Raw genomic sequence first — 22,271 nt, 5'->3', positions numbered from 1 at the left:
CGACGGTCCCCGCAACCAGGACATCAGCTCCGCGCCGATCGCGCGCGCCGTACGGGACGGGCGGCGGGCCCGCGAAGGGCCCGGCCACCGTCAGCCGCCCGGCATGGGGCGCACGGTCAGGATCTGCTGGGCGTGGCCGACCGGGCCGTGCAGATCGTGCAGGACCGTGCTGGTCAGGCCCACGCCGGTCGGGCCGAAGGCCACGGTGGTGTCCAGACCGGTCCAGGGGCCCTCCGGGCGGCGGTGCAGATGCACGGTCAGGTCGACGTTGGGGAACATCCACGCGGTGGGCGACTGGCGTACGGCGATGCCGTTCGCGGTGTCGACGAGGGACAGGTAGGAGGCGAGCGGGCTGCTGGGCTCGCCGGCGACCAGGGTGAGCGGGGTGGAGACCCAGGCGGTGGTGCGGCCGGGGCTCGGTGGGGCGAGCGGACGCACGTCCAGGGACGCGATGAAACCGCCCGGCCAGAACCCGCTCATCGCCCAGGTTTCGAGCCGGTCGGGCGGGGTGAGCCGGCCGCCGGCGCCCCCGGCGACGGCCGCGGTGTCCTGCGCCGACAGCAGCCAGACGCGGGCCCGGACCACCGGGCGGCCGGCGATGCGCACGACGGCTTCCAGGAGTTCGATGGTGCGGCCGGGGCGGAGGGTCTCCACCTCGATCTCGCATTCGTCCAGGGCCGGGCGGCCCAGGATGTCGTAGCTGATCCGGGCCGGTATCAGCGCGCTGCCCCCACGCGCGGCCAGATGGTCCTCGACCGCGTGGACGACCAGCCCGCCCAGCGGGCTGAAGTGCTGCTCATGCACGTCCCAGGCGCCACCGGCGTGTGCGGTGGGCTTGAAGCGGTGCTCGTCGATGCGCTCGTAGTAGCTGTCGGGAACCGGGGCGCCGATGTTCAACGGGTGCTTCTCCTCGGGCTGTTCACAGGAAAGCCGAGCAGGCACGGGTCTCTCGCGCCGCATCGGCCGGGCAGCCCCATCATGACCCAGCCCATACTTGGCACCTACACCCACCTGCCGTCAGGAGGCCCCGTGCTCTTGCGTGACGTCACCCCGGGCGACGTGGACGCGTACGTCCGGATGCGCTGCGACCCGGTCATGATGGCCGAGCTCGGCGGTCCCCTGCCGGCCGGCGGCATGGCGGACAAGGTGCGCCGGGACGCCCGGCAGGCGGCGGCAGGCCTCGCCTGGATCAAGATGATCGTCCCTGACCCGGGCACCCCCGAGGAGGTGGCCGGGACGGTGACCATCTGGACCCACGACGGCGACGGCAGCCCGATGTCGGAGATCGGCTGGATGGTGCTGCCGCGGTACCAGGGCCGCGGTCTCGGCGGGCGCGCTGCCCGCGCACTGCTGGAACGGGCGCGGGACGAGGACCGCTGGGGAGTGGTGCACGCCTTCCCGGCCACCACCAATGCGGCCTCGAACGGCATCTGCCGCTCGCTCGGCTTCCGGTTCGTCGCCGAGCGCGAGGTGGCGTTCGCCGGCCGGGTGCTGCGCACCAACCACTGGGCGATCACCCCGCGCACGGACCTGACGCCGGGGTGAGGCGGCACGCTTCAGCCGAGGCTCACCCACCGGTGCTCCTCGGCGGAGCGGGCCATCGCGTCCAGAGCCACCGCGGCGGCCAGCGCGTCGTCGAGGGTGGCGCCGTGGACCCCGCCCTCCGTGACCGAGCGCAGGAAGTGGTACGCCTCGATGACCTTGAGGTCGTCGTAGCCCATGGCGTTGGCCGCACCCGGCTGGAAGGCCTCGTACTCGCCGTGGCCGGGTCCCACGTAGACCGTGCTGACGGGCTGGTCCTGGTACCCGGTGCCGCGGCTGACGCCGAGTTCGCCCATGCGCCGGAAGTCCCACCAGAGGGCGCCCCTGGTGCCGTGGATCTCGAAGCCGTAGTTGTTCTGCTCGCCCACCGAGACCCGGCACGCCTCCAGGACGCCGCGCGCGCCGGAGGCGAAACGCAGCAGGCAGCTGACGTAGTCGTCGTTCTCGACCGGACCGAGTTCACCGCCCGCCGCCCGGGTGTGACCGGCGGTGGCGCCGGCGGGCCGGGCCCGCTCGGGTACGAACACGGCGGTGTCGGCGGCCAGCGACTCGATCTCGCCGAGCAGATGGCGGGCCAGGTCGACCCCGTGGGAAGCCAGGTCGCCCAGCACTCCGCTGCCGCCGCGTTCACGCTCGTAGCGCCAGGTCAGGGCACCCTCCGGGTGGGCCGCGTAGTCGCTGAACAGCCGGATGCGGACATGGGTGACCCTGCCGATCTCACCGGCCGCGATCATCTCGCGGGCGGCGGCGACGGCGGGGGCGTTGCGGTAGTTGAAGCCGACCGTGCCCCGCACACCGGCCCCGGCGGCGGCGTCGGCGACCGCGCGGGCGTCGTCGGCGCTCAGGCCCACCGGCTTCTCGATCCAGATGTGCTTGCCCGCCTCGGCCATGGCGAGACCGATCTCGCGGTGCAGGAAGTTCGGGGCGGTGATGCTGACCGCCCGCACCCGGGGGTCGGCGGCGATCTCCCGCCAGTCGCGGGTGGCGGAGTCGAAGCCGTACCGCCCGGCTGCCTCCTCGGCCCGGCCGGGCACCTCGTCGGCGACGGCGACCAGGTGCGGACGTACCGCGAGCCCGGGGAAGTGGTGGGGCACGCGGGCGTACGCCTGGGTGTGCACCCGTCCCATCCAGCCGAATCCGACGACGGCGACGCCGAGCGTAGGCACCATGAAAGCCCCTCGTTTGGACCGATCCAAAACCTGGTGGCTCACGATGAGGCCGCCTCCCGCCGGGTGTCAAGCCACCGGATGAAGCACCCTGCGGGCACCTCCGGACCGCCTTCCGTCCTCTTTACAAGGGGCCTGCCCTCATGGAACGGTCCAGAGCGTGCGACCGCCCACCATCCGTGACGTCGCCGCGCGCGCCGGTGTGTCCAAGTCCCTGGTCTCGTTGGTGCTGCGCGGCTCCGGCAGCGTGCGCCCCGAGAAGCGGCGGGCGGTGCTCGCCGCCGTCGAGGAACTCGGCTACCGGCCCAACGCCGCCGCTCGCAGCCTCAGCGAGCGCCGCACCCGCACCGTCGGCGTGCTGTTGAACGACATGCGCAACCCCTGGTTCGTGGAACTCCTCGACGGGCTGAACTCCCGCCTCTACGACTCCGGTCTGCACATGCTGCTCGCCGACGGCCACCTCAACCGGCGCCTGGGGGAGGACCTCACTCGCACCTTCACCGAACTGCGCGTCGACGGCCTGGTCGCCGTCGGCACCCTGCGGGATCCGGGGGCGCTGCGCGTCGCGGCCGGCCGGGTGCCCACCGTCGTCGCCGGTGCCCGCGAACCCGAACTGCCCGCGGTGGACGTCGTCGCGGGCGACGACGAGCAGGGCGCCCGGCTGGCCACCGAGCACCTCATCGCCCTCGGCCACCGGCACATCGCCCACATCGCCGGCCGGGGCGCGGTCGGCGACCTGCGCCGCCGCGGCTTCGAGGCCGCCATGCGCGCACACGGGCGGGCCGGTACGGCGGTCGTCGAGCAGGGCGACCTCACCGAGGAGGGCGGCTACCGGGCCACCGTACGGCTGCTCAGCAGTACCCCGCGGCCCACCGCCGTGTTCGCGGTCAACGACATGGCCTGCGTCGGCGCGCTGTCCGCCGCCGAGGAGAGCGGCCTCCGGGTCCCGCGGGACCTCTCACTGGCCGGCTACGACAACACCTACCTGTCGCGCCTGCGCCACGTGTGGCTGACCACCGTGGACAACGCCAGCCACGACGTGGGCCGGCGCGCCGCCCAGCGGCTGCTCGACCGCATCGACGACCCGGACCTGCCCCGCACGGTGGACCTGACCAGCCCGGTCCTGGAGGTGCGCGGCACGACCGCACCACCCGCCGGAACCGGCTGACGGGCCCCCCGGGGCGCCCCGTCGGAACTGGTCCGGCACCGGCCGCGCGGATCCGGGAGCCCGGGTGGCGCGGCGGCCGAGCGGGTTCCACGGGAGGGGCGGACCCGGCGAATCGCCCCCGGGCGGCTGGTTACCCGGACACCGGGGTTCGGAAGTGAGCCCCTCGGGGTCCTCCGCGCCTCGCGGAGGGCCCGCGCCCCGGCGCCGTCCACCGCGGCCACCGTCCCGCACCCCCGGCCTGCGGAAACCAGCGCCCTCGCCGGTCCGGGCCAGGGGTGAGAACATGACGAGTGTCGCTCATGGACCTACGGCGTTCACCATCGGGACGGGTACTGGTCCTCATCCCCCTGGTACTGATCGCTGTGGTGGGCGCCGTCGACGCCCTGACCCCGCCGGACGTGCACCTCGGCCCACTGCTGGTCGCGGCTCCCGCGTTCACCGCCGCGTTCTCCGGGCCCTGGCTCACCGCCCTGATCGGCGCGCTGGCGGCCGGGACCGAACTCTGCATCGGGGGCGTCCAGGGCACGCTCGGCACCCAGAATCTCCAGGCCCAGGTCGCGTCGCTGATCATCGTCTCGAGTCTGATCGTGGTGTTCTGCCTGTTCCGGGACCGGCGCGAGCACCAGCTGAAGCAGAGCCGGGTCGTGGCACAGGCCGTCCAGGACGTGCTCTTCCCGCCCCTGCCCGAGCGCAGCGGCCCCCTGCGGATCGCCTGCCTGTACCTCGCCGCCCAGGACGAGGCCACCATGGGCGGGGACCTCTACGCCGCCGCCCGCACCGGACACAGCACCCGGCTGCTCATCGCCGACGTGCGGGGCAAGGGACTGCCCGCGATCAGCCATGCCGCACTGCTGCTCGGCGCCTTCCGCGCGGCCGCGCACCGCCGGCCCTCGCTGCCGCGTCTGGCCGTGCACCTGGACGGCGCCATGCGCTGGGAGTTCCGGCAGTGGCAGACCGCGCAGATGCTCGACATCGACGAGTCCTTCGCCACCGCCCTGCTCGTGGACATCCCCGACAGCGAGCCCGTGCTGCACCTCCTCAACTGCGGCCACCCGTCCCCGCTGCTCATCGGCGCGGAAACCGCCGATCCCCTGACCGCGCAGGTCGTCGCACCACCGCTGGGTCTGGGCGAACTGTCCGAAGCCTTGGACTACATGGTCGCCTCGTTCCCGTTCCTGCCCGGCGACACACTGCTCCTGCACACCGACGGCGTCCTGGAGGCGCGCAACGCGCGGGGCGACTTCTACCCCCTCGCCGACCGGGCCGGCGCCTGGGTGGCCGAACCGCCGGAGCTGGTCCTGCGCCGACTGCACGACGACCTCGTCGCCTACACCCACGGCCACCTGGGCGACGACGCCGCGGCCGTCGCGATCCGCCGCGGCCCCTATTAGGGCCTCTCGTTCGGTGACACCGCGCGGTGCGTCACCGGCCCTCGGCCACGGCGGTCGGCCGGACGGCTCGTGGAATCTCCGGGCGCCTCGCGATTGCGCCGAGTGCGATCGGGTACGCGTGCAGGGCCCGTGCCCGGCCGGTCACCTGCCGGGCGGGCCGCTCGACTGCCGCGACCAGGGAAACCGCCATGCAGACACCAGCGAACGACAACACCCCGACGCCCGCCCAGCAAGCGCTGGACGTGCTTGCCGAGAACGCCGAGGACACGGTGGCACTGGACACGCTCGCGAGCAGCGACGTGCTGGTTCCCGTGCCCGACGACGCGAGCGAGGAGGACGCCACCAACCCCACGGCGGTGGCCCTGCCCGTCCTCGAACAACCGGGCGGGGAGCCGGTGGTGCCCGTGTTCACCTCCGAGCTGGAGATGTCCGACCTGCTGCCCTTCGTCTCCCGCTACCGCCTCGTGCCGCTCGGCGCGCTCGCCTCCCAGTGGCCGGCCGACGACCTGTCGCTGACCATAGACGCCAGCTCGCCGCACGGTCTGACGCTCACCTCGGAGGGGGTGCGCAACCTGCTGGCCCGGCCGCAGGGCTGAGCGGCGCCGCGAGGAACAGCCGGGCCGGCCGCCGGTCGGCGGTACCACGGCGGCGGCCGGCTCAGGCGTCCTGGAGAAGGCCGATGAGGTTGCTGTCGGCGTCCTTCGCGGAGGCGATCAGCCGGCCGCCGCCGACGTCCTGCACGTCCTGAAGCACCTCGGCGCCCGCGGCCACCAGCGCCGCCAGCCGGGCCCTGATGTCGTCGACGTGCCAGTACGGCACCGGTCCGGTCATGCCTTTGGCGTGCCCGTTCGGGTCGAGGCCGACGTCCTGCCCGGCGGCCTTGAAGCCGACGTAGTAGGGCGCGTCGGCGTACGGCTCGACCTCCAGCAGCGCGCTGAACAGGGCCTTCGCCCGGTCGAGGTCCTTGACGGGGTAGATGATCGTCTGCAGGCCGGCAGTCATGGCCATGGCGTACTCCTCGGTATTTCGGCGGTATGCGGCTTCGCGTTCCGCAGCGGGAAGGGCCGACGTGTGCGTCGGTGGTTCCACGCTAGGTCGGGGAGGCACCGTGCGGCTTCTCCGATCCTGACCGGTTGCCGGGACGCGTCACCCGCCTCGCCGTACACACCCCCGTCGTCGCGTGCGGTGCGGATCCGGTGGGGTTAGCCTGTAGCCCGGCCGCGACGGGTTCGCGGCGCGGCGGTGGGGCCCGCCGTACCTAACCGTGGCAGTGCTGCCGCCAACGGTCCCTACTCGCATCACAGGAGCGCTCCGGCATGTCCGGGCGCGGCGAGCAGGAGACGTACGAGCATGACAGTCCCCGAAACCGACAGCCTTCGGGCGCGGAGCAGTCCCGTGCGGCGGCGTGCCTGGCGGACACAGGTGCCGGTGGTCGCGGTGGTGGCGCTCGGCGGAGCGCTCGGGGCCACCGCCCGGTACGCCGTCTCGCAGTGGCTGCCGACGCCGACCGGGGGTTTTCCCTGGGCCATCTTCTGGGTCAACGCCTTCGGCTGCGCGGTGATCGGCGTCTTCATGGTGGTCATCACCGACGTGTGGGGCGCCCACCGCCTGGTCCGCCCGTTCTTCGGCACCGGCGTGCTCGGCGGCTTCACCACCTTCTCCACCTACGCCGTCGACATCCAGCGGCTGGTGGACTCCGGCCACGCCCGCACCGGGCTGGCGTACCTCGCCGCGACCCCGTGCGCGGCCCTCGCGGCGGTGTGGCTGGCCATGACGGCGACCCGCCGCGTTCTGAAGTGGAGGCAGCGATGACCAGGCTCACCGGCAGCGCGCTGCGCGTGACCGTCTTCGTCGGAGAGAACGACACCTGGCACCACCGGCCCCTGTACTCCGAGATCGTCCACCGGGCCCATGCGGCGGGCCTCGCCGGCGCCAGCGTCTTCCGCGGTATCGAGGGGTTCGGCGCGACCTCCCTGATCCACACCTCGCGGCTGCTGTCGATGAGCGAGGACCTGCCGGTGGCGGTGGTGATCGTGGACACCGAGGAGCGGGTGCGGGCGTTCCTTCCGCAGCTGGACGAACTGGTCGCCGAGGGGCTGGTGATACTCGACGACTGCGAGGTGATCCGGTACGTCGGCCGTACGGCCGGCTCCGGCGGCGCGGGCGCGAAGGGCGGGAAGCCGTCGTGAACTGGCTGCTGGTGGTCCTCGGGGCCGCGGTCGGGGCGCCCCTGCGCTACCTCACCGACCGAGCGGTGCAGTCCCGGCACGACTCGGTGTTCCCCTGGGGCACCTTCGTGGTGAACGTCACCGGCTGCCTGATCCTCGGCCTGCTGACCGGCGCGGCGGCCGCGGGTGTCGCCGGACCGCACCTGCAACTGCTCCTGGGCACCGGTCTGTGCGGGGCCCTGACCACGTACTCGACCTTCTCCTACGAGACGCTGCGGCTCACCGAGACCGGTGCGGGTTCCTACGCCCTCGCCAACGTCGTCGCCAGTGTCGCGGCAGGCCTCGGCGCGGTTTTCGCCGGAGTGTGGATCGCCGGAAGCCTCTGACGGTCGCCGCGGATTCCGACGCCGGTCACCTGGCCGTCACCTCAGCACCGTAAGAGTGTCTACACCACTGTCGACCAACGTCCCCAGAACTGGATCCCATGAGCGCCATTTCCGTCGGTCAGGCCGTCGTCCTCGGAGTCGTCGAGGGGGTGACCGAGTTTCTCCCCGTGTCCTCCACCGGCCATCTGAAGATCACCGAGGGGCTCATGGGCATCCCCGTCGACGACAAGTCGGTCGTCGCGTTCTCCGCCGTCATCCAGGTCGGCGCCATCGCCGCCGTGCTGGTGTACTTCTTCAAGGACATCGTGCGGATCATGTCCGCCTGGTTCCGCGGGCTGGCCAACCAGGAGGAGCGCTACCACCACGACTACAAGTTCGCCTGGTGGGTCATCTTCGCGACCATGCCGATCGTCGTGGTGGGCCTGGCCGCCAAGCCCTTCATCGAAGGGCCGCTCGGCTCCCTGTGGGTGGTCGCCGGCTCGCTGATCGCGGGCAGCGTCGTGATGTGGTGCGCGGACCAGATGGGCCGGCACAAGCGCGGTGAGGACGACACCTCCTTCAAGGACGCGATGCTGGTCGGCAGCTCGCAGATCCTCGCCCTGCTCTTCCCCGGCTTCTCCCGATCCGGCGCCACCATGTCCACCGCGCTCATCCTGGACCTGGACCGCGTCGCCGCCACCCGCCTGTCCTTCTTCCTCGGCCTCCCGGCCCTGACCGGCGCCGGCATCTACGAGCTCAAGGACGCCCTCGGCGCGAGCGTGGGCGCCGTCCCGCTGGCCGTCGGCACCGTCGTGTCCTTCGTGGTCGCCTACGCCTCCATCGCCTGGCTGCTGAAGTTCGTCGCCAAGCACTCCTTCAACGCGTTCGTCGTCTACCGGATCCTGATCGGCCTGCTGCTGTTCGGCCTGCTCGGCACGGGTGTTCTCAGCAGCTGAGCACCGGATGGCGGCCGAGGACCGCCGCCCTGACGCGTCCACCGCCCGACCCACCGACGCGACGTACCGGGACCGGCCGGGAGGCAGAATGGCGATCATGACGTCGTCCCCGACCTACCTGCCGGTCCTGGAGCGCATCGCCGAGGAGATCGAGCACACGCCCGGCCGCGGGCGCCCCGCCGACTACATCCCGGCGCTCGCGGCCCGTGACGCCCGCGCCTTCGGCATGGCCGTCGCCGAGCTGGACGGCACGGTGTACGGGGTGGGGGACTGGCAGGAGCCGTTCTCCGCGCAGTCCATCACCAAGGTGTTCACCCTCGCCCTCGACCTGTCGCGCGAGGGCGACGAACTCTGGGAGCACGTGGGCCGCGAGCCCTCCGGCAACCCCTTCAACTCCCTGGTGCAGCTGGAGTACGAGAACGGCATCCCGCGCAACCCGTTCATCAACGCCGGCGCTCTGGTGGTCACCGACCGGCTCCAGACGCGTACCGGCGACGCGGCGGGCGAGCTGCTCGGCTTCCTGCGCGCCGAGAGCGGCAACCCCGAGCTGGACTTCGACGAGGACGTCGCCGCGTCCGAGACCGCGCACGGCGACCGCAACGCCGCCCTCGCCCACTTCATGGCGTCCTACGGCAACGTCGACAACCCGGTGCCGGTCCTGCTGGACCAGTACTTCCGCCAGTGCTCGATCGCGGCCTCCTGCGCCGACCTGGCGCTGGCCACCACGTTCCTCGCCCGGCACGGCATAAGAGCCGACGGCACCCGGCTGCTCGCCAGCAGCCAGGCCAAGCAGGTCAACGCGGTCATGCTGACCTGCGGGACGTACGACGCGGCCGGCGACTTCGCCTACCGCGTGGGCCTGCCCGGCAAGAGCGGTGTGGGCGGCGGCATCATCGCCGTCGTACCGGGCCGGTGCGCGCTGTGCGTGTGGAGCCCCGGACTGGACGAGCGGGGCAACTCGGTGGCCGGCGTGGCGGCCCTGGACCGCTTCACGACCCTCACCGGCCTGTCGGTGTTCTGAGGGGCGCCTACGGCGACGTCGTGCGGACCGTGCTCGGATGGTCGGCCGGTCAGACGCGCGAGGCCCGCTTGCGCCTGAACCGCAGGCCGAGCAGAAGGACCCCCGTGCCCAGGCCGACGGCGCCCGCGATGGTCCCCGTTTCCACCCAGTTCGACTCGGCCGGCTGGGGCGCCCCCGCGGATGCCACGACGGTCGCTCCGGACTTCGTCCCGGGCTTCGCTCCGGTCGACATGTCGTGCGAGACGGGCCGCAGGGCGTCGAGCGAGCCCACCGGATCGACGTGCCCGGCGGCGCCGAATCCCCAGTCCAGCAGCGCGCGCGCCTCCTCGTAGACGGCGTGGGCCACACTCTTCTGCGGGTTCATCACCGTCACCACGAGGGTGCGCCCGCCCCGGTGGGCCGCGGCGACGAGCGTGTTGCCCGCGTTGGTGGTGTAGCCGTTCTTGATGCCGATCAGACCCGGATACGGCGCCACGCCGTCGGCGCCGGTCAGCAGGCGGTTGGTGTTCGCGATCTGGAACGCTCCGCCGGTGCCGGGGAAGGCGGCGTGCGCGGTGGAGCAGTACCGCGCGAAGTCGGGGTTGCGCAGCCCGGCCCGCCCGAACACGGCCAGGTCGTACGCCGAGGAGTCCTGCCCGACGGCGTCGTAGCCGTCGGGGGAGACGACCGTGGTGTCCAGGGCGCCCAGGGAGCGGGCCTTGGCTTCCATCAGCCGGGCCGTCTGCTCCCAGCCGCCGTTGAGCGCGGCGAGCACGTGCACGGCGTCGTTGCCGGAGTTGAGGAACACCCCACGCCACAGGTCGGCCACCTGGTACGTGTGGCCCTCGACGACCCCCACCCGGCTGCTGCCCTCGCCGATGCCCGTCAGCTCCGTGGCGCTGACGGTGTGCCGGATGCCCCCGGGGAAGGACGGCAGCACGGTCAGGGCGAACAGCGTCTTCAGCGTGCTCGCGGGCGGAAGCCTGCGGTGCGCGTCGTGCGCGGCCATCACCTCGCCGGATTCGGCGTCGGCCACCACCCAGGACAGCGCGGAGACGTCCGGAACCTGGGGCGCACCGCTGCGGAGCCGGACCTGTGTGCCCTCGTCGTCCAGCACGCCCGGCTGCGGCACCGTCGCCTTCGGCTGCACTATCGCGCCCGGCCCGCCGCCGGTCGGGCCGACGGCCGCGACCGGAGAGGTCAGCGCCAGGACGGTCGCGGCGCAGAGTGCGCAGCTCGATACCGTGGTGCGCGTAGAAAATCTGATCTGCATATCGCAAACCTAGGGACAAAACGGTGCAGGCGGGACGCTGCCCAGAGCCGAACGGGGTTCGCGAGCACCCGGATGTCCTAGCGCGTGCCCTGACGGACGCGCAGCGGGTGCGGTGGTGAGGGAGTGCCGAGCGCTCGGCCGGCCGGGGGGTCCAGTGCCGTGCCGGGCGTCACCGGTAACCTCCGAGGACGCCCCCGGCTTCAGCCGGGGGATGAATGGGACTCCTGCGGAGCAGGGCAGGGAGCGGAGTTTCGCCCAAAAGGCGAAAGATCGCCCGGGCGGTCGGGTAGCCTGGCTGTCGTGCGTTGCGAGAGCCAAGCACGCGCAACTCCTTTGTCTTGACGGGCAACCGGGCAGGTTCCGTCCCGGCTGGTGCTGAGAGCGTCAGACTCGTTCGCTCGCTGAGCGAATGAGCTGCTTGAGCCAGAAATCCCCCTGCTTCAGCTGGGGGAGGGTTCAAGAGCCGATGAGCCTTTCCGGTCGCAGCACTCGACTAGCCGGTGGGCAGGGTCGGCTGGACGTGGCGCAGGAACGTGGCGTTGTCGGGCGTGTCGCGCAGCCGTTCCAGCAGTGTCTCCAGACCGGCCTTGCCCTCGCGGCTGCGCAGGGCGCGTCGCAGACCGCGAACCGCCGTCAACTCGACCGGGCTGTACAGGAGTTCCTCACGGCGGGTGCCCGAGGGGTCGATATCGACGGCCGGGAAGACGCGGCGGGCGGCGAGTTCGCGGCTGAGCCGCAGCTCCATGTTGCCGGTGCCCTTCAGCTCCTCGAAGAAGAAGTCGTCGGCGCGGGACCCGGTCTCCACCAGCGCGGTGGCCAGGATGGTGAGCGAGCCGCCCTCCTCGGCCGACCGCGCTGCACCGAAGAGCCGCTTGGGTCCCTGGAGCGCGCCCGCGTCGACACCGCCGCTGAGGGTGCGGCCGCCCGCCGCGGCCGCGTTGTTGTGGGCCCGGCACAGCCGGGTGAGCGAGTCGAGGAGGATGACCACGTCCTCGCCGGCCTCGACGAGCCGTTTGGCCCGCTCGACGACGAGTTCGGCGAGCGCGATGTGCTGCCTCGGGGACCGGTCGAAGGTGGAGGCGTACACCTCGCCGCGCACGCGGCGCCGCATGTCGGTGACCTCCTCGGGGCGTTCGTCGAGCAGCACCACCATCAGCCGGCACTCGGGGTGGTTGCCGGCGACGGCGGCGGCGATCTGCTGGATCAGCACGGTCTTCCCGGTCTTGGGCGGCGCCACGACGAGCCCGCGCTGCCCCCTGCCGACGGGCGCGATCAGGTCGGCGACGCGGCCGGTGAGCCCGGCGGCGGGGTGTTCGAGGCGCAGCCGCTCGCGCGGGTGCAGCGGAGTGAGGTCGTGGAAGCGGCGACGGGCCCGGGCCTCGTCCGGCGAGCTGCCGCCCACGCTGGTGATCTCGGTGAGGGTGTGCTGCTGCCCGAGTGCGCCGGTGACGGCATCGCCCTTGCGCAGGCCGTGGCGGCGGATCAGCGCGGGGGAGACCCGCGGGTCGGCGGGGGTGGGCAGGAAGTCCTCGCCGCGCAGATGTCCCTTGCCGGTCGCGTCGATGTCCAGGACACCGGTGGCGGAGCGGGGGGCCGCGGACGACTGTCGCGGTGCGGCGGGGCGTTCGAGCGTGATGGTCATGGATGAAGGTCCTTTCGCGGACGGACGGCACGGGGCGTGCGAGGGGAAGGAGAAGCCGCGACAGGGAGGCGTGGAGCACGGCCTCCGGCGGAAGACACCACCTCGGCTGCGGTGCGCTGCCCGGCAGGGCGGAGAGCGCCGCACACGGAGAGGGTGAGAAGAACCAGATCGCGCCGACCGCGAAAGGTGCGGTGACCCGGCGAACTGATGAAGAGCAGCACCGGCGCCCACAACAGGGCGTACGCAAGTGCTGACGCAAGAGTACCACCCGGCTCACGTCCGGTGACAGTTCCGCCGGCGGAAGAGCACGCCGACGCACGCCGGCATTAGTGATCTATGCCACTACCGCCCGGCTGCCCGTGACGTTCGCCGACGGCGAAGCGCTGAAAGAACCGTCCACCCCTGTGACGGGTGTGGCCTTCCGACTTTCTTCTTCGGGCCGTTTCGGGCCCTGTGGGGGTGCATTCGCCGTGAGCCGTCGTACGTCACACGCGTACCGACCGCTGAGCATGAAGAGACGGGCGTGGCTGACGCTCGGTGCCGTCGTCCTCGGGGGCGGGGGCATCGTGACGTATGCCGTCGCCAGCCCTTCGGGCGACCACGGCGCCACAGGCCAGGCCAAGCGTTCGCCGAAGGTCTACGACCTGACGCTGAAGGGCGCCGAGACCGGCAAGGCGGAGCTGCCGCAGACGGACACCAAGCAGTTCTCGCTGCTCGGTGTCACCTGGGACAGTGCCACCAAGCGGCTCCACGGTACGGCTCAGGTGCGCACCCACAGCCTCAAGACCGGCGAGTGGAGCGCCTGGCGGGACCTTGAGGTGAACGCCGACCCGTTGGAGGACCCGAAGGAAAGGGCCACCACGCGCGGCGCGTCCGAGCCGCTGTGGGTCGGCCCCTCCGACGGTGTCCAGGTCCAGGTCGTCCGCAAGAACGGCACCACCAGCTCCAACCTGCCCAAGGGGCTCTCGGTCAGCCTCGTCGACCCCGGTGTGGTGACCGAGGCCGAGACCAAGGCCCCCACCGGGAGCGAGCCGGCCGCCTTCGTCGCCGGGACCACTCCCGAGCCGACGAGCACCGACACCACGCCGCCGCCCGCCACCCCGCCGGCTCTGCCGTCCACCGTCCCCGAGCCGCCGATCGTCTCGCGTGCCGACTGGGGCGCCGACGAGTCGCGCAGCCCCGACCCGTCGGAGTACAACGACGATGTGAAGGCCGTGTTCGTGCACCACACGGACACGGCGGTCGACTACACGTGCGACCAGTCGGCGGCGCAGGTGCGCGGCATTTACCTGTACCACACGAGCCCCAAGAAGGACTCGAAGGGCAACGTGATCGAGGAGGCCTGGAACGACGTCGGCTACAACTTCCTGGTCGACAAGTGCGGCACGATCTTCGAGGGCCGTAAGGGCGGTGTCGACCAGCCGGTGCTCGGCGCCCACACCTACGGCTCGAACCGGGAGTCCACGGGCATCGCGGTGCTCGGTACCTACACCACCACCGGCGCCTCCAACGCCGCGCTGGCCTCGGTCGCCCGTATCGCGGCCTGGAAGCTCGGCCAGTACGGCGCCGACCCCGCCGGGACCGTCCAGCTCACCGCAGGCGCCACCCAGACGAACTACTCCGGCACCAGCTTCGTCGCGGGCAACAAGTACACCTTCAACCGGATCTCCGGTCACCGCGACGGCTACAACACCGAGTGCCCCGGCAACTCCCTCTACGCCCAGCTGCCGACCATCCGCGCCTGGGCGGCCGGTCCGGTGCAGGGCCTGAAGGTCGCCTCGGTCACCGGCACGACCCTCTCGGGCTCGACGTACTACACCAAGGGCGGCATCACCGTGAAGTGGTCGGCCACGACGCCGACCTCGCTCATCAAGAACTTCCAGCTGCTGGTGGACGGCAATGCGGTCGCCACCACGTCCGGCACCGCCACTTCCGCCGCCGCCACGCTGGCCGCGGGCAAGCACACCGTCGCCGTGCGGGCCGTGCACCAGTCCGGGAAGACCACGACCACCGCGGCGCTGAACGTCACGGCGGATGCGACCGCCCCGACCTTCACCACCACGCCGAAGCTCGCCCTGCGCGGCGGCACCGTCAACACCACCGCCGTACCGGTCACGCTCAGCTGGAAGGCCACGGACGACACGGCCCTGCGCTCCGTGGAGCTGCTGTCCCCGACCACGGCCACCTTCGGCCCGACCATCACCAGCTCCAACCGCACCGTCAAGTCCGGCACCGCCTCCACCTGGTCGATGCGCGCCAACGACTACGCGGGCAACTCCCGCACGTCGTCCCCGGCGTACACGCCCGTGATCCTCCAGGAGACCTCCGCCGCCAAGTCCGGCAGCTGGACCACCCGCTCGTCGAGCAGCTACCTCGGCGGCAAGTCGTACTCCAGCGGCTCCAAGGGCGCCAGCCTCACCTGGACCTTCACCGGCCGCTCCGCCGCCTGGGTGGTCTCCCGCGCCTCGACGTCCGGCCAGGCCTACGTCTACGTCGACGGCGCCAAGGTCGCCACGGTGGACCTGAAGTCCTCCGCGGCGCAGTACCGGCAGGCCATCTGGACCAAGACCTGGTCCAGCAGTGCCAAGCACACCGTGAAGATCGTCGTGGTCGGCACCTCCGGCCGCCCCACCATCACGACGGACGGCCTCGTCTACATCAAGTAGCCGTCCCGCGCCCGCACGCACGGTGCGGGCAACACCCGAGCCCGGCAGCCGCCCGCCAGCGGCTGCCGGGCTCGGCGTTTCAGGGACGCCCCGGTGCGTCAGGCGTACGACCGCAGCCAGCGGAGCTTGGCCGCCTCCTGGTAGGGGCCGCCGCCCTCGTGGTCGTTGAAGTCGTACACCTCGATCCGCTTGTCCTCGTGCGCCCAGGCGTTGAACGCGGCGAACACCGTGGAGGGCGGGCAGGTCTGGTCCTCCAGGGCCGCCGAGAAGAACGCGGGCGCGCGGCCGCGGGCGGCGAAGTGCACGCCGTCGAAGTACGACAGCGTGCGCAGGGCGTCCTCGGTGCGGCCCCGGTGGGTCTTGAGGTAGAGGCCGATCTCCCGGTACGGGTGGCGGTCGGTCAGCGTGGTCCCGCGCGGGTAGTCGCACAGGAACGGCACGTCCGGCGCGATCGCGACCAGGTCCGGCACCAGACCTCCCACCGCGATGGTGATACCGCCGCCCTGGCTCTCGCCGATCGCCACGGTCCGCCCCGCGTCGGTCAGCGGGTGCGAGCGCGCCGCCTCGACCGCCCGCACCGCGTCGGTGAACACCCGGCGGTAGTAGTAGTTCTCCGGCGCGTCCAGACCGCGGGTCATGAAGCCGGGGTACGCCGGCGTGCCGCCGACCGGGTCGGGGGTGCCGCCCCCGCCTCCCCAGGCGCTGCCCTGACCGCGCGTGTCCATCACGAAGTGCGCGCTGCCCGTCGACGCCCACAACAGGTGTTCGTGCGGCAGGCCACGCCCGCCGCCGTAGCCGACGAACTCCACGACCAGCGGCAGCGGCGCGTCGACCCGCGCGGGCAGCGTCAGCCAGCCCTTGACCGGGTGCCCGCCGAATCCGGCGAAGGTCACGTCGTACACCTTCACCGTCGCCAGTCCCGCGTCCACCAGGTCGAACCGGGCGTCCAGGTCATGCTCGCGGGACTCCTGGAGCGTCTTGGACCAGAAGGCGTCGAAGTCCTCGGGCTCGACGGACGAACTGCGGTACTCGCGGAGCTCGTCGAGGGGAAGGTCGAACAGGGCCATCAACAACCGCCTTCGCGAAGAGACTGTGGAGTTGACATCCTCCCCTCCCTGAAGGGAGGGGATTCCTGGCTCAGGCGGCCTCCGGGAGCGGCGCCCCCAGGGGTCTTACGCCCTCAACACCAGCCGGGGTGAGACCAGCCCGGACCAGCATCACGCGGGCGGAGTTCTTGTCCCTGGGGGACGCGGCTCCGCACGCGGTGCAGGTGTAGGTACGTTCCGAAAGAGGAAGTGCGTGCTTGGTTCTCGCTCCGCACGATGCGCAATCCATAGTGGTGTGCGCGGGGTGTACGAGGCGGACGTCCCGCCCGTGCTTGCGGCCCATCTCGATCAGGGCCGTCTTGGTGGCGCCAATGGTGGCGTCGGCCGCCTTGCGGGCCATGGTGGTCTTGGCGAGGAACTTCGGCCGGAAGTCCTCGACGGCGATGGCGTCGTGGTCGCGGACGACGCGTTTGGCCCACTTGCGGGCGGTGTCCTGCCGCTGCCGTGCAACCTTCTTGGAGACCTGCGCGGCCTGCCGTTGCGCCTTCCTGTAGCCCTTGGACGCGGCCTGCCCCTTGGCGGGCCGGCGGCGGGCCATCATTCGCTGATACCGGGCGAGACGCTGCGCGGCCCGCCTGCCGTGTTCGGCGTGCGGGAGGTCGTGCGCGTCCGATGTGGTGGTGGCGGTCTCCTTGACGCCCCAGTCGATGCCGAGAACGGCGCCGGTTTCAGGGATCGGTTGCACCTCGGTGGCGACGACGAACGACGCGTACCAGTGGCCGAGGCTGTCCCGGTACACCCGCACCGACGACGGAGCGGACGGCAGTTCACGCGACCACACCACGGTCACGGCGATGCCGCCCGCAAGGTGCAGGCGGCCGTCCTTCAGCCGGAACCCTCGGGTGGTGTAGTTCAGTGTCGGCTCGGCATCGCGCTTCCGCTTGTGCCGGGGCATGCCTGCGCGCTGCCTCACCGGCAGACGGTGCTCAATGTCCTTCAGCGCTTTGGAGCGGGACTTGGCGAAATCCCGGATCATCTGCTGCTGCGGGACGCTCGCACCGTCCCGCAGCCACGGCAGCTTGCTGCGGGCTTCGGTCAGCATCTTGTCAAGTTGCGCCGGACCGCACGTCAGCTTGCCCTCGGGGTGCACCTGATTGTGTGCGTGCACCTGCCGGGACTTGGCGACGCATTCGTTCCACACCCATCGGCACCGGTCCCACTCGGCAAGGAGCGCGGTGCGGGCGGTTGACGACACGCGAAGCCGGTAGGTGTACCGGGCGTGCCCGGCATCCTTGGCTATCTGCGGCATCGCCATGGCATCATTTTAGCATGACTGATGAGAAGAGAATCTCCCTCCGGCTCCCAACCGACCTGCACGCGCGGCTGGTTGAACAGGCCCGTTCAGACCGGCGGTCCCTCAACTCTGAGATCGTCCACCTGCTTGAGGTCGCCCTCACCCATGCGGGTGGAGATGACGAATCGCCCTGACGGCGATTCCTCTTTCCGTGCCCCGCTCCGCAGGGGTTCGATTCCTCCCCGGCCTGAAGGCCGGGACATCCTCGAAGAAGATCAGGTGACACGGTACGGCCCCGGTGCGGCCCGCCGTCAGTCCAGGCGTTCGATCCCGATGCGGTTCCGGGGGGCGGCCTCCGGACGCGTCAGGCGCCGTCCTCGTCCCGGCCGTGCCAGGCGTTGTAGCGGGTCAGGTAGCCCGCGAACCGTTCGAGGTCGTCCTCCGGCCAGCCGGACAGGCGCTCGCGGAAGGCCGCACGGCGACTCTCGGTGACCCGGGCGAGGATGCGCCGGCCGGCGGCCGTCAGGTGGAGCACCTGGACGCGGTGGTCGCCGGGGTCGGTGCGGCGCTCGACGAGGCCGGCGCGTTCCAGGGCGGACACCTGCCGGCTGACGGTGGACTTGTCCAGCGCGTAGTGGGCGGCCAGGTCGGTGGCCCGGCAGCCGCCGCTCTCCTCCAGATGCCCGAGCAGCGTGTACGACACCAGCGACAGCTCGGGGTGCATGCGTCCCGCCGAGGCCCGGGCCCGGCGGGCGAAGACCGTCATCTCGCGGTGGATGGTCTCGACGGCCGTGTCCCCGGCGGGCGTCCGCCGCGTGACGGCGCTCTCGTCCGGTTCTGTCGCTGCGGTCACCGAATGCCTCCCCTGCTCTTCCGGTTGCATAGTACAACTGATCTGGGGTGATGCGGGCCGGCCACCGGAGGCGGCGAAGAGGGGGCCGCTGTCCGAGCGTTGGGGTAGGGTGACCTGCGGCCGTGGAGGGTCCCGGTCGCAGGAAGCCGAGGAGGTGAGACCCATTAACGCTGTGTCAGGTCGGGTGCTCTCCCCTCGCGACGGCGCGGATCACCGTCGGTAGGTGACCGCGGGAGCGCCCTCTTCGGCTCCCGAAAGGCCCCGGCATTCCATGCCTGTACTCCCTCCCTCGTCTCCTTCTTCCGCCTCCCCGCCTGCCGGTTCCCCGCGTGCCGGGGTGGTCGCCGCGCTGCGCGCCGCCGGCTGCGTGTTCGCCGAGGAGGAGGCGGAACTGATCCTCACCGGCGCGCGCACACCACGGGAACTCGCCGCCCTGGTGGAGCGGCGCGTCGCCGGATTCCCCCTCGAACAGGTCCTCGGCTGGGCCGGGTTCCACGGTCTGCGGATCGCCTTGGAACCGGGTGTCTTCGTACCGCGGCGCCGTACCGAGTTCCTGGTCGACCAGGCGCTGGCCCGGTCCCCGGAGGCGTCCGTCGTCGTGGACCTGTGCTGCGGCTCGGGCGCGGTGGGCGTGGCGCTGGCCGTCGCGCTCGGCCCGGTGGAACTGCACGCCTCCGACATCGACCCGGCCGCGGTGCGCTGCGCCCGGCGCAATGTCGTCCCCAGAGGCGGCACGGTCCACGAGGGGGACCTGTTCGACGCGCTCCCCGGCAGCCTGCGGGGGCGTGTCGACATCCTCGCCGCCAACGTGCCCTACGTCCCCACGGGCGAGGTCGGCCTCCTGCCGTCCGAGGCCCGCGACCACGAACCGCTGGTCGCCCTGGACGGCGGCGCCGACGGCCTCGACGTCCTGCGCCGTGTCACCGCCGAGGCCCCCGACTGGCTCGCCCCCGGCGGCTGCCTCCTCGTCGAGACCAGCGAACACCAGGCCCCGCAGGCCCTCGCCACCTTCACCCGAGCCGACCTGTCCGCCCACCTGGCCGTATCGGAGGACCTCAGCGCAAACGTGGTGACAGGAACCAAGAGCTGACCACGACACGCGACCGTGACGTCGCCCGGCCCGGTGGGCCGCCCGGCCGCGGCGCCCAGCCGTGCAGGCTGGGCTGCCCGTCGGTGGCCTGCCGGGTTCCTGTGCCCGTCGGCCAGCGGGCTCCGGGTGCGTAGTGCGGTCGTGGCCGTGTGCGTTGCGTGACCGGCTCCGGCGGAGCCGGGCCGGCGGGCGGGCATGGTGCGCGGGGCCGGTGGTGGGTTCCGGTTTCGTGCGTGGCCGGGCACGAGTCCTGGCACCAGGGCTCACTCCCGCTCAGTCTTTAGGAACGGTTACGGCAGGGCCTGGGCGCGGGCGACGAGTAGGGCCACGTCGTCGTGGTTGTCGGGCTGGTGGAGTGTGCGCAGTAGGACGTCGCAGAGTTCCTCCAGGGGCCGCGCCGGGCCGCCGAGCAGCGTCAGCAGCGTCGCCAGGCGCTCGTCCAGGGACTCCCGGCGCGTCTCGACGAGCCCGTCGGTGTAGAACACCAGCTGGTCGCCCGGCTCCAGGTGCACCGTCGTGGTGGAGAACGGGATGCCGCCGACGCCCAGCGGAACCCCGGTGGGCAGTTCGAGCAATTCCGGGGGACGGCCCACCGCGATCCGGGCCGGGGGCAGGTGTCCGGCGTTGGCGATCCGGCACCGCCGCATGTGCGGGTCGTGGACGGCGTAGAGGCAGGTGGCGATGGAGTGTTCCAGGCCCTCGGTGATCCGGTCGAGGTGTTCCAGCAGCCGCGCGGGATCGAGGTCGAGCGAGGCCAGCGCCTTCGTCGCGGTGCGCAGCCGCCCCATCGTGGCCGCCGCGGTGATGCCGCTGCCCATGACGTCGCCGACGACGAGGGCGGTCCTGTCGCGTTCCAGCGGGATCACGTCGAACCAGTCGCCGCCCACCTCGACGGTGGCGCCCGCCGGCTGGTAGCGGGAGGCGACCTCCAGCCCGCCGGTGACCGACGGGTGCCGGGGCAGCAGGCTGCGCTGGAGGGTGAGGGCGGCGTCGCGGGCGTTCTGGTACCAGCGGGCGTTGTCGATCTGCACGGCAGCGCGGGAGGCCAGCTCCCCGGCCAGCAGCACGTCGTCCGCGCTGAACGGCTCCGGATTGCGGGTGCGCTTGAGGTCCAGCGCGCCCAGCACCTCGCCCCGCGCGATCAGCGGCACGGCCAGATACGAGTGCACGCCCGCGAGACCCAGCAGCACCGCCGCCTCCGGGGACCGGGCGATCCTGGGCAGGTCCTCGTCCCTGACGCGTGCGACCAGGACCGGGCGGCCGGTACGTACACACAGCGTGACCAGGCGTTCGGGGCCGTAGCGGGCGATCTGCCCGGGTGGATCGGCTGCCTCCAGGGCGTCCGCGGCGCGGTCCGCCCGTACGGCCAGGGCCCGGATCACCGCCGGTTCGGCCGGTCCGAGGTTGCTGCGGCGCCCCTCGACCACGGCATCCAGCAGGTCCACCGCGGCCACGTCGGCCAACTCGGGCACGGCGACGTCGGTCAGCTCGCGGGCCGTGCGCTCCAGCTCCAGGGTGGTGCCGATGCGGGCCGAGGCGTCGGCGATGAGGGCCAGGCGGCGGCGCGCGGCCTCCGCCTCGACGCCCGCCCGGTACTGCTCGGTGATGTCGACGACCGACACGGTCACGCCCAGCACGGTGCCGGCGGCGTCCTCCAGCCGGTACATCGACAACGACCAGGCGTGGTCCTCGTCGGGATCGGCCGGGGTCCGGCCGACCGTGGACAGGTCGACGAGCGGCTGCCCGGTCTCCAGTACCCGGCGCGCCGCGGACTCCAGGGCTTCCGCGTCCACCTCGGGCAGCAACTCGGTCATCGTGCGGTCCACGTGCTCCTCGGCGGGCAGGCCGTTGATCCGCTCCAGGGCCGGGTTGACCGAGACGTACCGCAGCCGGTTGTCCAGTACGGCCAGGCCGATCGGGGACTGCGAGACGATCCGCTCCGACAGTGCCACGTCCCGCTCCAGCCGCCGTACGGTCGACTGGTCGGCGGCGAGCCCGAGTGCGTAGGCCTCCCCGCGGTCGTCCAGCAGCCGCATGTTGCGGAACTCCACCAGGCGGGTGCTGCCGTCCTTGTGCCGGACGGGAAAGGCGCCCGCCCAGCCCCGGCCGGTCCGCAGCACGTCCGAGAACAGCCCGACCACCAGGTCGAGGTGCTGCTCGTGGACCATGAGCCGGGCCGCGTACCGCCCCAGCGCCTCCTGCGCCGAGTAGCCGAAGAGCTCCGCGGCCTGCGGGCTCCACAGCACGATGCGTCCCTGGGCGTCGAGGACCACCGAGGCGACGCCCAGCACGTCGAGCAGTCCGCTCGGCTGTGCCGGACGGACCGCCGGCTCCTCGCCCTCGGCCGAGGGCGTCCCGGAAGCAGTCATCCCACGCACCGCCTTCGCCCGTCCGCGCGGCCCGCCGCCCCGGTGCCAGCGCCTCTGCCGTACCGCGCCCGCGCCCGTCTCCGAGGCGGCCCGTCGCTTCCCTCCACCATCCCCCACCGCAAGGGCTCCTTCGCGCCGAATCGGCCGGAAGGACCGATGCCGCGGCAGACGGGCAGGCAGGTGAGCAGGCGGGCGGCAGTCGCCGGTGGTGTTCTGCCGGGAAACGGTGCTTTGCTGGTTTTTGCGAGTGGAGGGCCGCGCGGAGGGAAGTTCGTGCGGTAC

The 22,271-nt window shown here is 72.1% G+C and carries 21 protein-coding genes; 12 read left to right on the top strand and 9 right to left on the bottom strand.

Features of this window, described 5'->3' with window-relative positions:
- Positions 1–90: 90 nt before the first annotated feature.
- Positions 91–897, bottom strand: a complete 807-nt coding sequence (locus ACIQFZ_RS27865) for a thioesterase family protein (protein WP_365431754.1) — start codon at positions 895–897, stop codon at positions 91–93.
- Positions 898–1,029: 132 nt separating this feature from the next.
- On the opposite strand from ACIQFZ_RS27865, the gene ACIQFZ_RS27860 reads away from it, so the two are divergent.
- A complete protein-coding gene (locus ACIQFZ_RS27860; RefSeq protein WP_365431752.1) occupies positions 1,030–1,545 on the top strand; it encodes a GNAT family N-acetyltransferase in 516 nt (171 codons plus the stop codon).
- 11 nt (positions 1,546–1,556) lie between these two features.
- Here the strand turns inward: ACIQFZ_RS27860 and ACIQFZ_RS27855 are convergent, their stop codons facing one another.
- The gene (locus ACIQFZ_RS27855; RefSeq protein WP_402692416.1) at positions 1,557–2,711 is read right to left on the bottom strand and encodes a Gfo/Idh/MocA family protein; all 1,155 of its coding nucleotides are present in this window, start codon (positions 2,709–2,711) and stop codon (positions 1,557–1,559) included.
- Between the two features lie 157 nt (positions 2,712–2,868).
- Between ACIQFZ_RS27855 and ACIQFZ_RS27850 the strand changes: the two genes are divergently transcribed.
- From ACIQFZ_RS27850 to ACIQFZ_RS27840, 3 genes are all read left to right on the top strand, one after another.
- On the top strand, positions 2,869–3,876 hold the full coding sequence (locus ACIQFZ_RS27850; RefSeq protein WP_402692415.1) for a LacI family DNA-binding transcriptional regulator: 1,008 nt from the start codon (positions 2,869–2,871) through the stop codon (positions 3,874–3,876).
- Positions 3,877–4,175: 299 nt separating this feature from the next.
- Positions 4,176–5,267: a PP2C family protein-serine/threonine phosphatase gene (locus tag ACIQFZ_RS27845; RefSeq protein ID WP_365431743.1), complete on the top strand. Its 1,092-nt coding sequence runs from the start codon at positions 4,176–4,178 to the stop codon at positions 5,265–5,267.
- Positions 5,268–5,455: 188 nt separating this feature from the next.
- A complete protein-coding gene (locus ACIQFZ_RS27840) occupies positions 5,456–5,863 on the top strand; it encodes an SseB family protein (RefSeq protein ID WP_141364137.1) in 408 nt (135 codons plus the stop codon).
- A 61-nt stretch (positions 5,864–5,924) separates the two neighbouring features.
- Here ACIQFZ_RS27840 and ACIQFZ_RS27835 read toward each other — a convergent pair whose 3' ends face one another.
- Positions 5,925–6,269 carry a VOC family protein gene (locus ACIQFZ_RS27835; protein WP_402692426.1) on the bottom strand — a complete coding sequence of 115 codons (345 nt, stop codon included), beginning with the start codon at positions 6,267–6,269 and terminating at the stop codon, positions 5,925–5,927.
- Positions 6,270–6,617: 348 nt separating this feature from the next.
- On the opposite strand from ACIQFZ_RS27835, the gene crcB (ACIQFZ_RS27830) reads away from it, so the two are divergent.
- From crcB (ACIQFZ_RS27830) to ACIQFZ_RS27810, 5 genes are all read left to right on the top strand, one after another.
- On the top strand, positions 6,618–7,079 hold the full coding sequence (gene crcB / locus ACIQFZ_RS27830; RefSeq protein ID WP_365430056.1) for a fluoride efflux transporter CrcB: 462 nt from the start codon (positions 6,618–6,620) through the stop codon (positions 7,077–7,079).
- Complete coding sequence (locus tag ACIQFZ_RS27825; protein WP_365430054.1) at positions 7,076–7,456, top strand: DUF190 domain-containing protein; 381 nt, start codon at positions 7,076–7,078, stop codon at positions 7,454–7,456. The genes crcB (ACIQFZ_RS27830) and ACIQFZ_RS27825 overlap by 4 nt, the downstream gene beginning before the upstream one ends.
- On the top strand, positions 7,453–7,821 hold the full coding sequence (gene crcB / locus ACIQFZ_RS27820; RefSeq protein WP_383062348.1) for a fluoride efflux transporter CrcB: 369 nt from the start codon (positions 7,453–7,455) through the stop codon (positions 7,819–7,821). The genes ACIQFZ_RS27825 and crcB (ACIQFZ_RS27820) overlap by 4 nt, the downstream gene beginning before the upstream one ends.
- A gap of 98 nt (positions 7,822–7,919) precedes the next feature.
- Positions 7,920–8,756, top strand: a complete 837-nt coding sequence (locus tag ACIQFZ_RS27815) for an undecaprenyl-diphosphate phosphatase (protein ID WP_383062351.1) — start codon at positions 7,920–7,922, stop codon at positions 8,754–8,756.
- Between the two features lie 88 nt (positions 8,757–8,844).
- Positions 8,845–9,777, top strand: coding sequence for a glutaminase (locus ACIQFZ_RS27810; protein WP_365430049.1), 933 nt, complete (start codon positions 8,845–8,847; stop codon positions 9,775–9,777).
- A gap of 49 nt (positions 9,778–9,826) precedes the next feature.
- On the opposite strand, the gene ACIQFZ_RS27805 is transcribed toward ACIQFZ_RS27810, so the two are convergent.
- Together ACIQFZ_RS27805 and rho are read right to left on the bottom strand one after the other, a co-directional pair.
- Positions 9,827–11,029, bottom strand: a complete 1,203-nt coding sequence (locus ACIQFZ_RS27805) for a D-alanyl-D-alanine carboxypeptidase family protein (RefSeq protein WP_402692414.1) — start codon at positions 11,027–11,029, stop codon at positions 9,827–9,829.
- Between the two features lie 493 nt (positions 11,030–11,522).
- A complete protein-coding gene (gene rho, locus ACIQFZ_RS27800; RefSeq protein ID WP_402692413.1) occupies positions 11,523–12,671 on the bottom strand; it encodes a transcription termination factor Rho in 1,149 nt (382 codons plus the stop codon).
- 509 nt (positions 12,672–13,180) lie between these two features.
- Here rho and ACIQFZ_RS27795 point away from each other — a divergent pair.
- Entirely contained in the window at positions 13,181–15,337 is a 2,157-nt protein-coding gene (locus ACIQFZ_RS27795; protein ID WP_365430043.1) for a peptidoglycan recognition protein, read from the top strand.
- Positions 15,338–15,435: 98 nt separating this feature from the next.
- On the opposite strand, the gene ACIQFZ_RS27790 is transcribed toward ACIQFZ_RS27795, so the two are convergent.
- Both ACIQFZ_RS27790 and ACIQFZ_RS27785 read right to left on the bottom strand, forming a co-directional pair.
- The gene (locus ACIQFZ_RS27790) at positions 15,436–16,404 is read right to left on the bottom strand and encodes an acetylxylan esterase (protein WP_402692412.1); all 969 of its coding nucleotides are present in this window, start codon (positions 16,402–16,404) and stop codon (positions 15,436–15,438) included.
- 70 nt (positions 16,405–16,474) lie between these two features.
- Positions 16,475–17,698, bottom strand: a complete 1,224-nt coding sequence (locus ACIQFZ_RS27785) for an RNA-guided endonuclease InsQ/TnpB family protein (protein WP_402692411.1) — start codon at positions 17,696–17,698, stop codon at positions 16,475–16,477.
- 14 nt (positions 17,699–17,712) lie between these two features.
- On the opposite strand from ACIQFZ_RS27785, the gene ACIQFZ_RS27780 reads away from it, so the two are divergent.
- Positions 17,713–17,871: an Arc family DNA-binding protein gene (locus ACIQFZ_RS27780; protein WP_365779207.1), complete on the top strand. Its 159-nt coding sequence runs from the start codon at positions 17,713–17,715 to the stop codon at positions 17,869–17,871.
- A 170-nt stretch (positions 17,872–18,041) separates the two neighbouring features.
- On the opposite strand, the gene ACIQFZ_RS27775 is transcribed toward ACIQFZ_RS27780, so the two are convergent.
- Positions 18,042–18,530, bottom strand: a complete 489-nt coding sequence (locus ACIQFZ_RS27775; RefSeq protein WP_383063097.1) for a MarR family winged helix-turn-helix transcriptional regulator — start codon at positions 18,528–18,530, stop codon at positions 18,042–18,044.
- A gap of 271 nt (positions 18,531–18,801) precedes the next feature.
- On the opposite strand from ACIQFZ_RS27775, the gene ACIQFZ_RS27770 reads away from it, so the two are divergent.
- On the top strand, positions 18,802–19,620 hold the full coding sequence (locus ACIQFZ_RS27770; protein ID WP_402692410.1) for a putative protein N(5)-glutamine methyltransferase: 819 nt from the start codon (positions 18,802–18,804) through the stop codon (positions 19,618–19,620).
- A gap of 290 nt (positions 19,621–19,910) precedes the next feature.
- On the opposite strand, the gene ACIQFZ_RS27765 is transcribed toward ACIQFZ_RS27770, so the two are convergent.
- Entirely contained in the window at positions 19,911–21,989 is a 2,079-nt protein-coding gene (locus ACIQFZ_RS27765) for a SpoIIE family protein phosphatase (protein ID WP_376654008.1), read from the bottom strand.
- Positions 21,990–22,271: the final 282 nt, after the last annotated feature.

It is taken from the genome of Streptomyces sp. NPDC093064 (assembly GCF_044754605.1).
Classification (GTDB): Bacteria; Actinomycetota; Actinomycetes; order Streptomycetales; family Streptomycetaceae; genus Streptomyces.
Note: the sequence above shows the minus strand (reverse complement) of the source record. Positions and strands in the feature narration are given on the sequence as shown.

Excerpts from the sequence above, each read along its gene's own strand:
- ACIQFZ_RS27855 (WP_402692416.1), bottom strand. The coding sequence starts at position 2,711 with ATGGTGCCTACGCTCGGCGTCGCCGTCGTCGGATTCGGCTGGATGGGA.
- ACIQFZ_RS27845 (WP_365431743.1), top strand. The coding sequence starts at position 4,176 with ATGGACCTACGGCGTTCACCATCGGGACGGGTACTGGTCCTCATCCCC.
- ACIQFZ_RS27840 (WP_141364137.1), top strand. The coding sequence starts at position 5,456 with ATGCAGACACCAGCGAACGACAACACCCCGACGCCCGCCCAGCAAGCG.
- ACIQFZ_RS27835 (WP_402692426.1), bottom strand. The coding sequence starts at position 6,269 with ATGACTGCCGGCCTGCAGACGATCATCTACCCCGTCAAGGACCTCGAC.
- crcB (WP_365430056.1), top strand. The coding sequence starts at position 6,618 with ATGACAGTCCCCGAAACCGACAGCCTTCGGGCGCGGAGCAGTCCCGTG.
- ACIQFZ_RS27825 (WP_365430054.1), top strand. The coding sequence starts at position 7,076 with ATGACCAGGCTCACCGGCAGCGCGCTGCGCGTGACCGTCTTCGTCGGA.
- ACIQFZ_RS27815 (WP_383062351.1), top strand. The coding sequence starts at position 7,920 with ATGAGCGCCATTTCCGTCGGTCAGGCCGTCGTCCTCGGAGTCGTCGAG.
- ACIQFZ_RS27810 (WP_365430049.1), top strand. The coding sequence starts at position 8,845 with ATGGCGATCATGACGTCGTCCCCGACCTACCTGCCGGTCCTGGAGCGC.
- ACIQFZ_RS27805 (WP_402692414.1), bottom strand. The coding sequence starts at position 11,029 with ATGCAGATCAGATTTTCTACGCGCACCACGGTATCGAGCTGCGCACTC.
- rho (WP_402692413.1), bottom strand. The coding sequence starts at position 12,671 with ATGACCATCACGCTCGAACGCCCCGCCGCACCGCGACAGTCGTCCGCG.
- ACIQFZ_RS27795 (WP_365430043.1), top strand. The coding sequence starts at position 13,181 with ATGAAGAGACGGGCGTGGCTGACGCTCGGTGCCGTCGTCCTCGGGGGC.
- ACIQFZ_RS27790 (WP_402692412.1), bottom strand. The coding sequence starts at position 16,404 with ATGGCCCTGTTCGACCTTCCCCTCGACGAGCTCCGCGAGTACCGCAGT.
- ACIQFZ_RS27785 (WP_402692411.1), bottom strand. The coding sequence starts at position 17,698 with ATGGCGATGCCGCAGATAGCCAAGGATGCCGGGCACGCCCGGTACACC.
- ACIQFZ_RS27780 (WP_365779207.1), top strand. The coding sequence starts at position 17,713 with ATGACTGATGAGAAGAGAATCTCCCTCCGGCTCCCAACCGACCTGCAC.
- ACIQFZ_RS27770 (WP_402692410.1), top strand. The coding sequence starts at position 18,802 with ATGCCTGTACTCCCTCCCTCGTCTCCTTCTTCCGCCTCCCCGCCTGCC.
- ACIQFZ_RS27765 (WP_376654008.1), bottom strand. The coding sequence starts at position 21,989 with ATGACTGCTTCCGGGACGCCCTCGGCCGAGGGCGAGGAGCCGGCGGTC.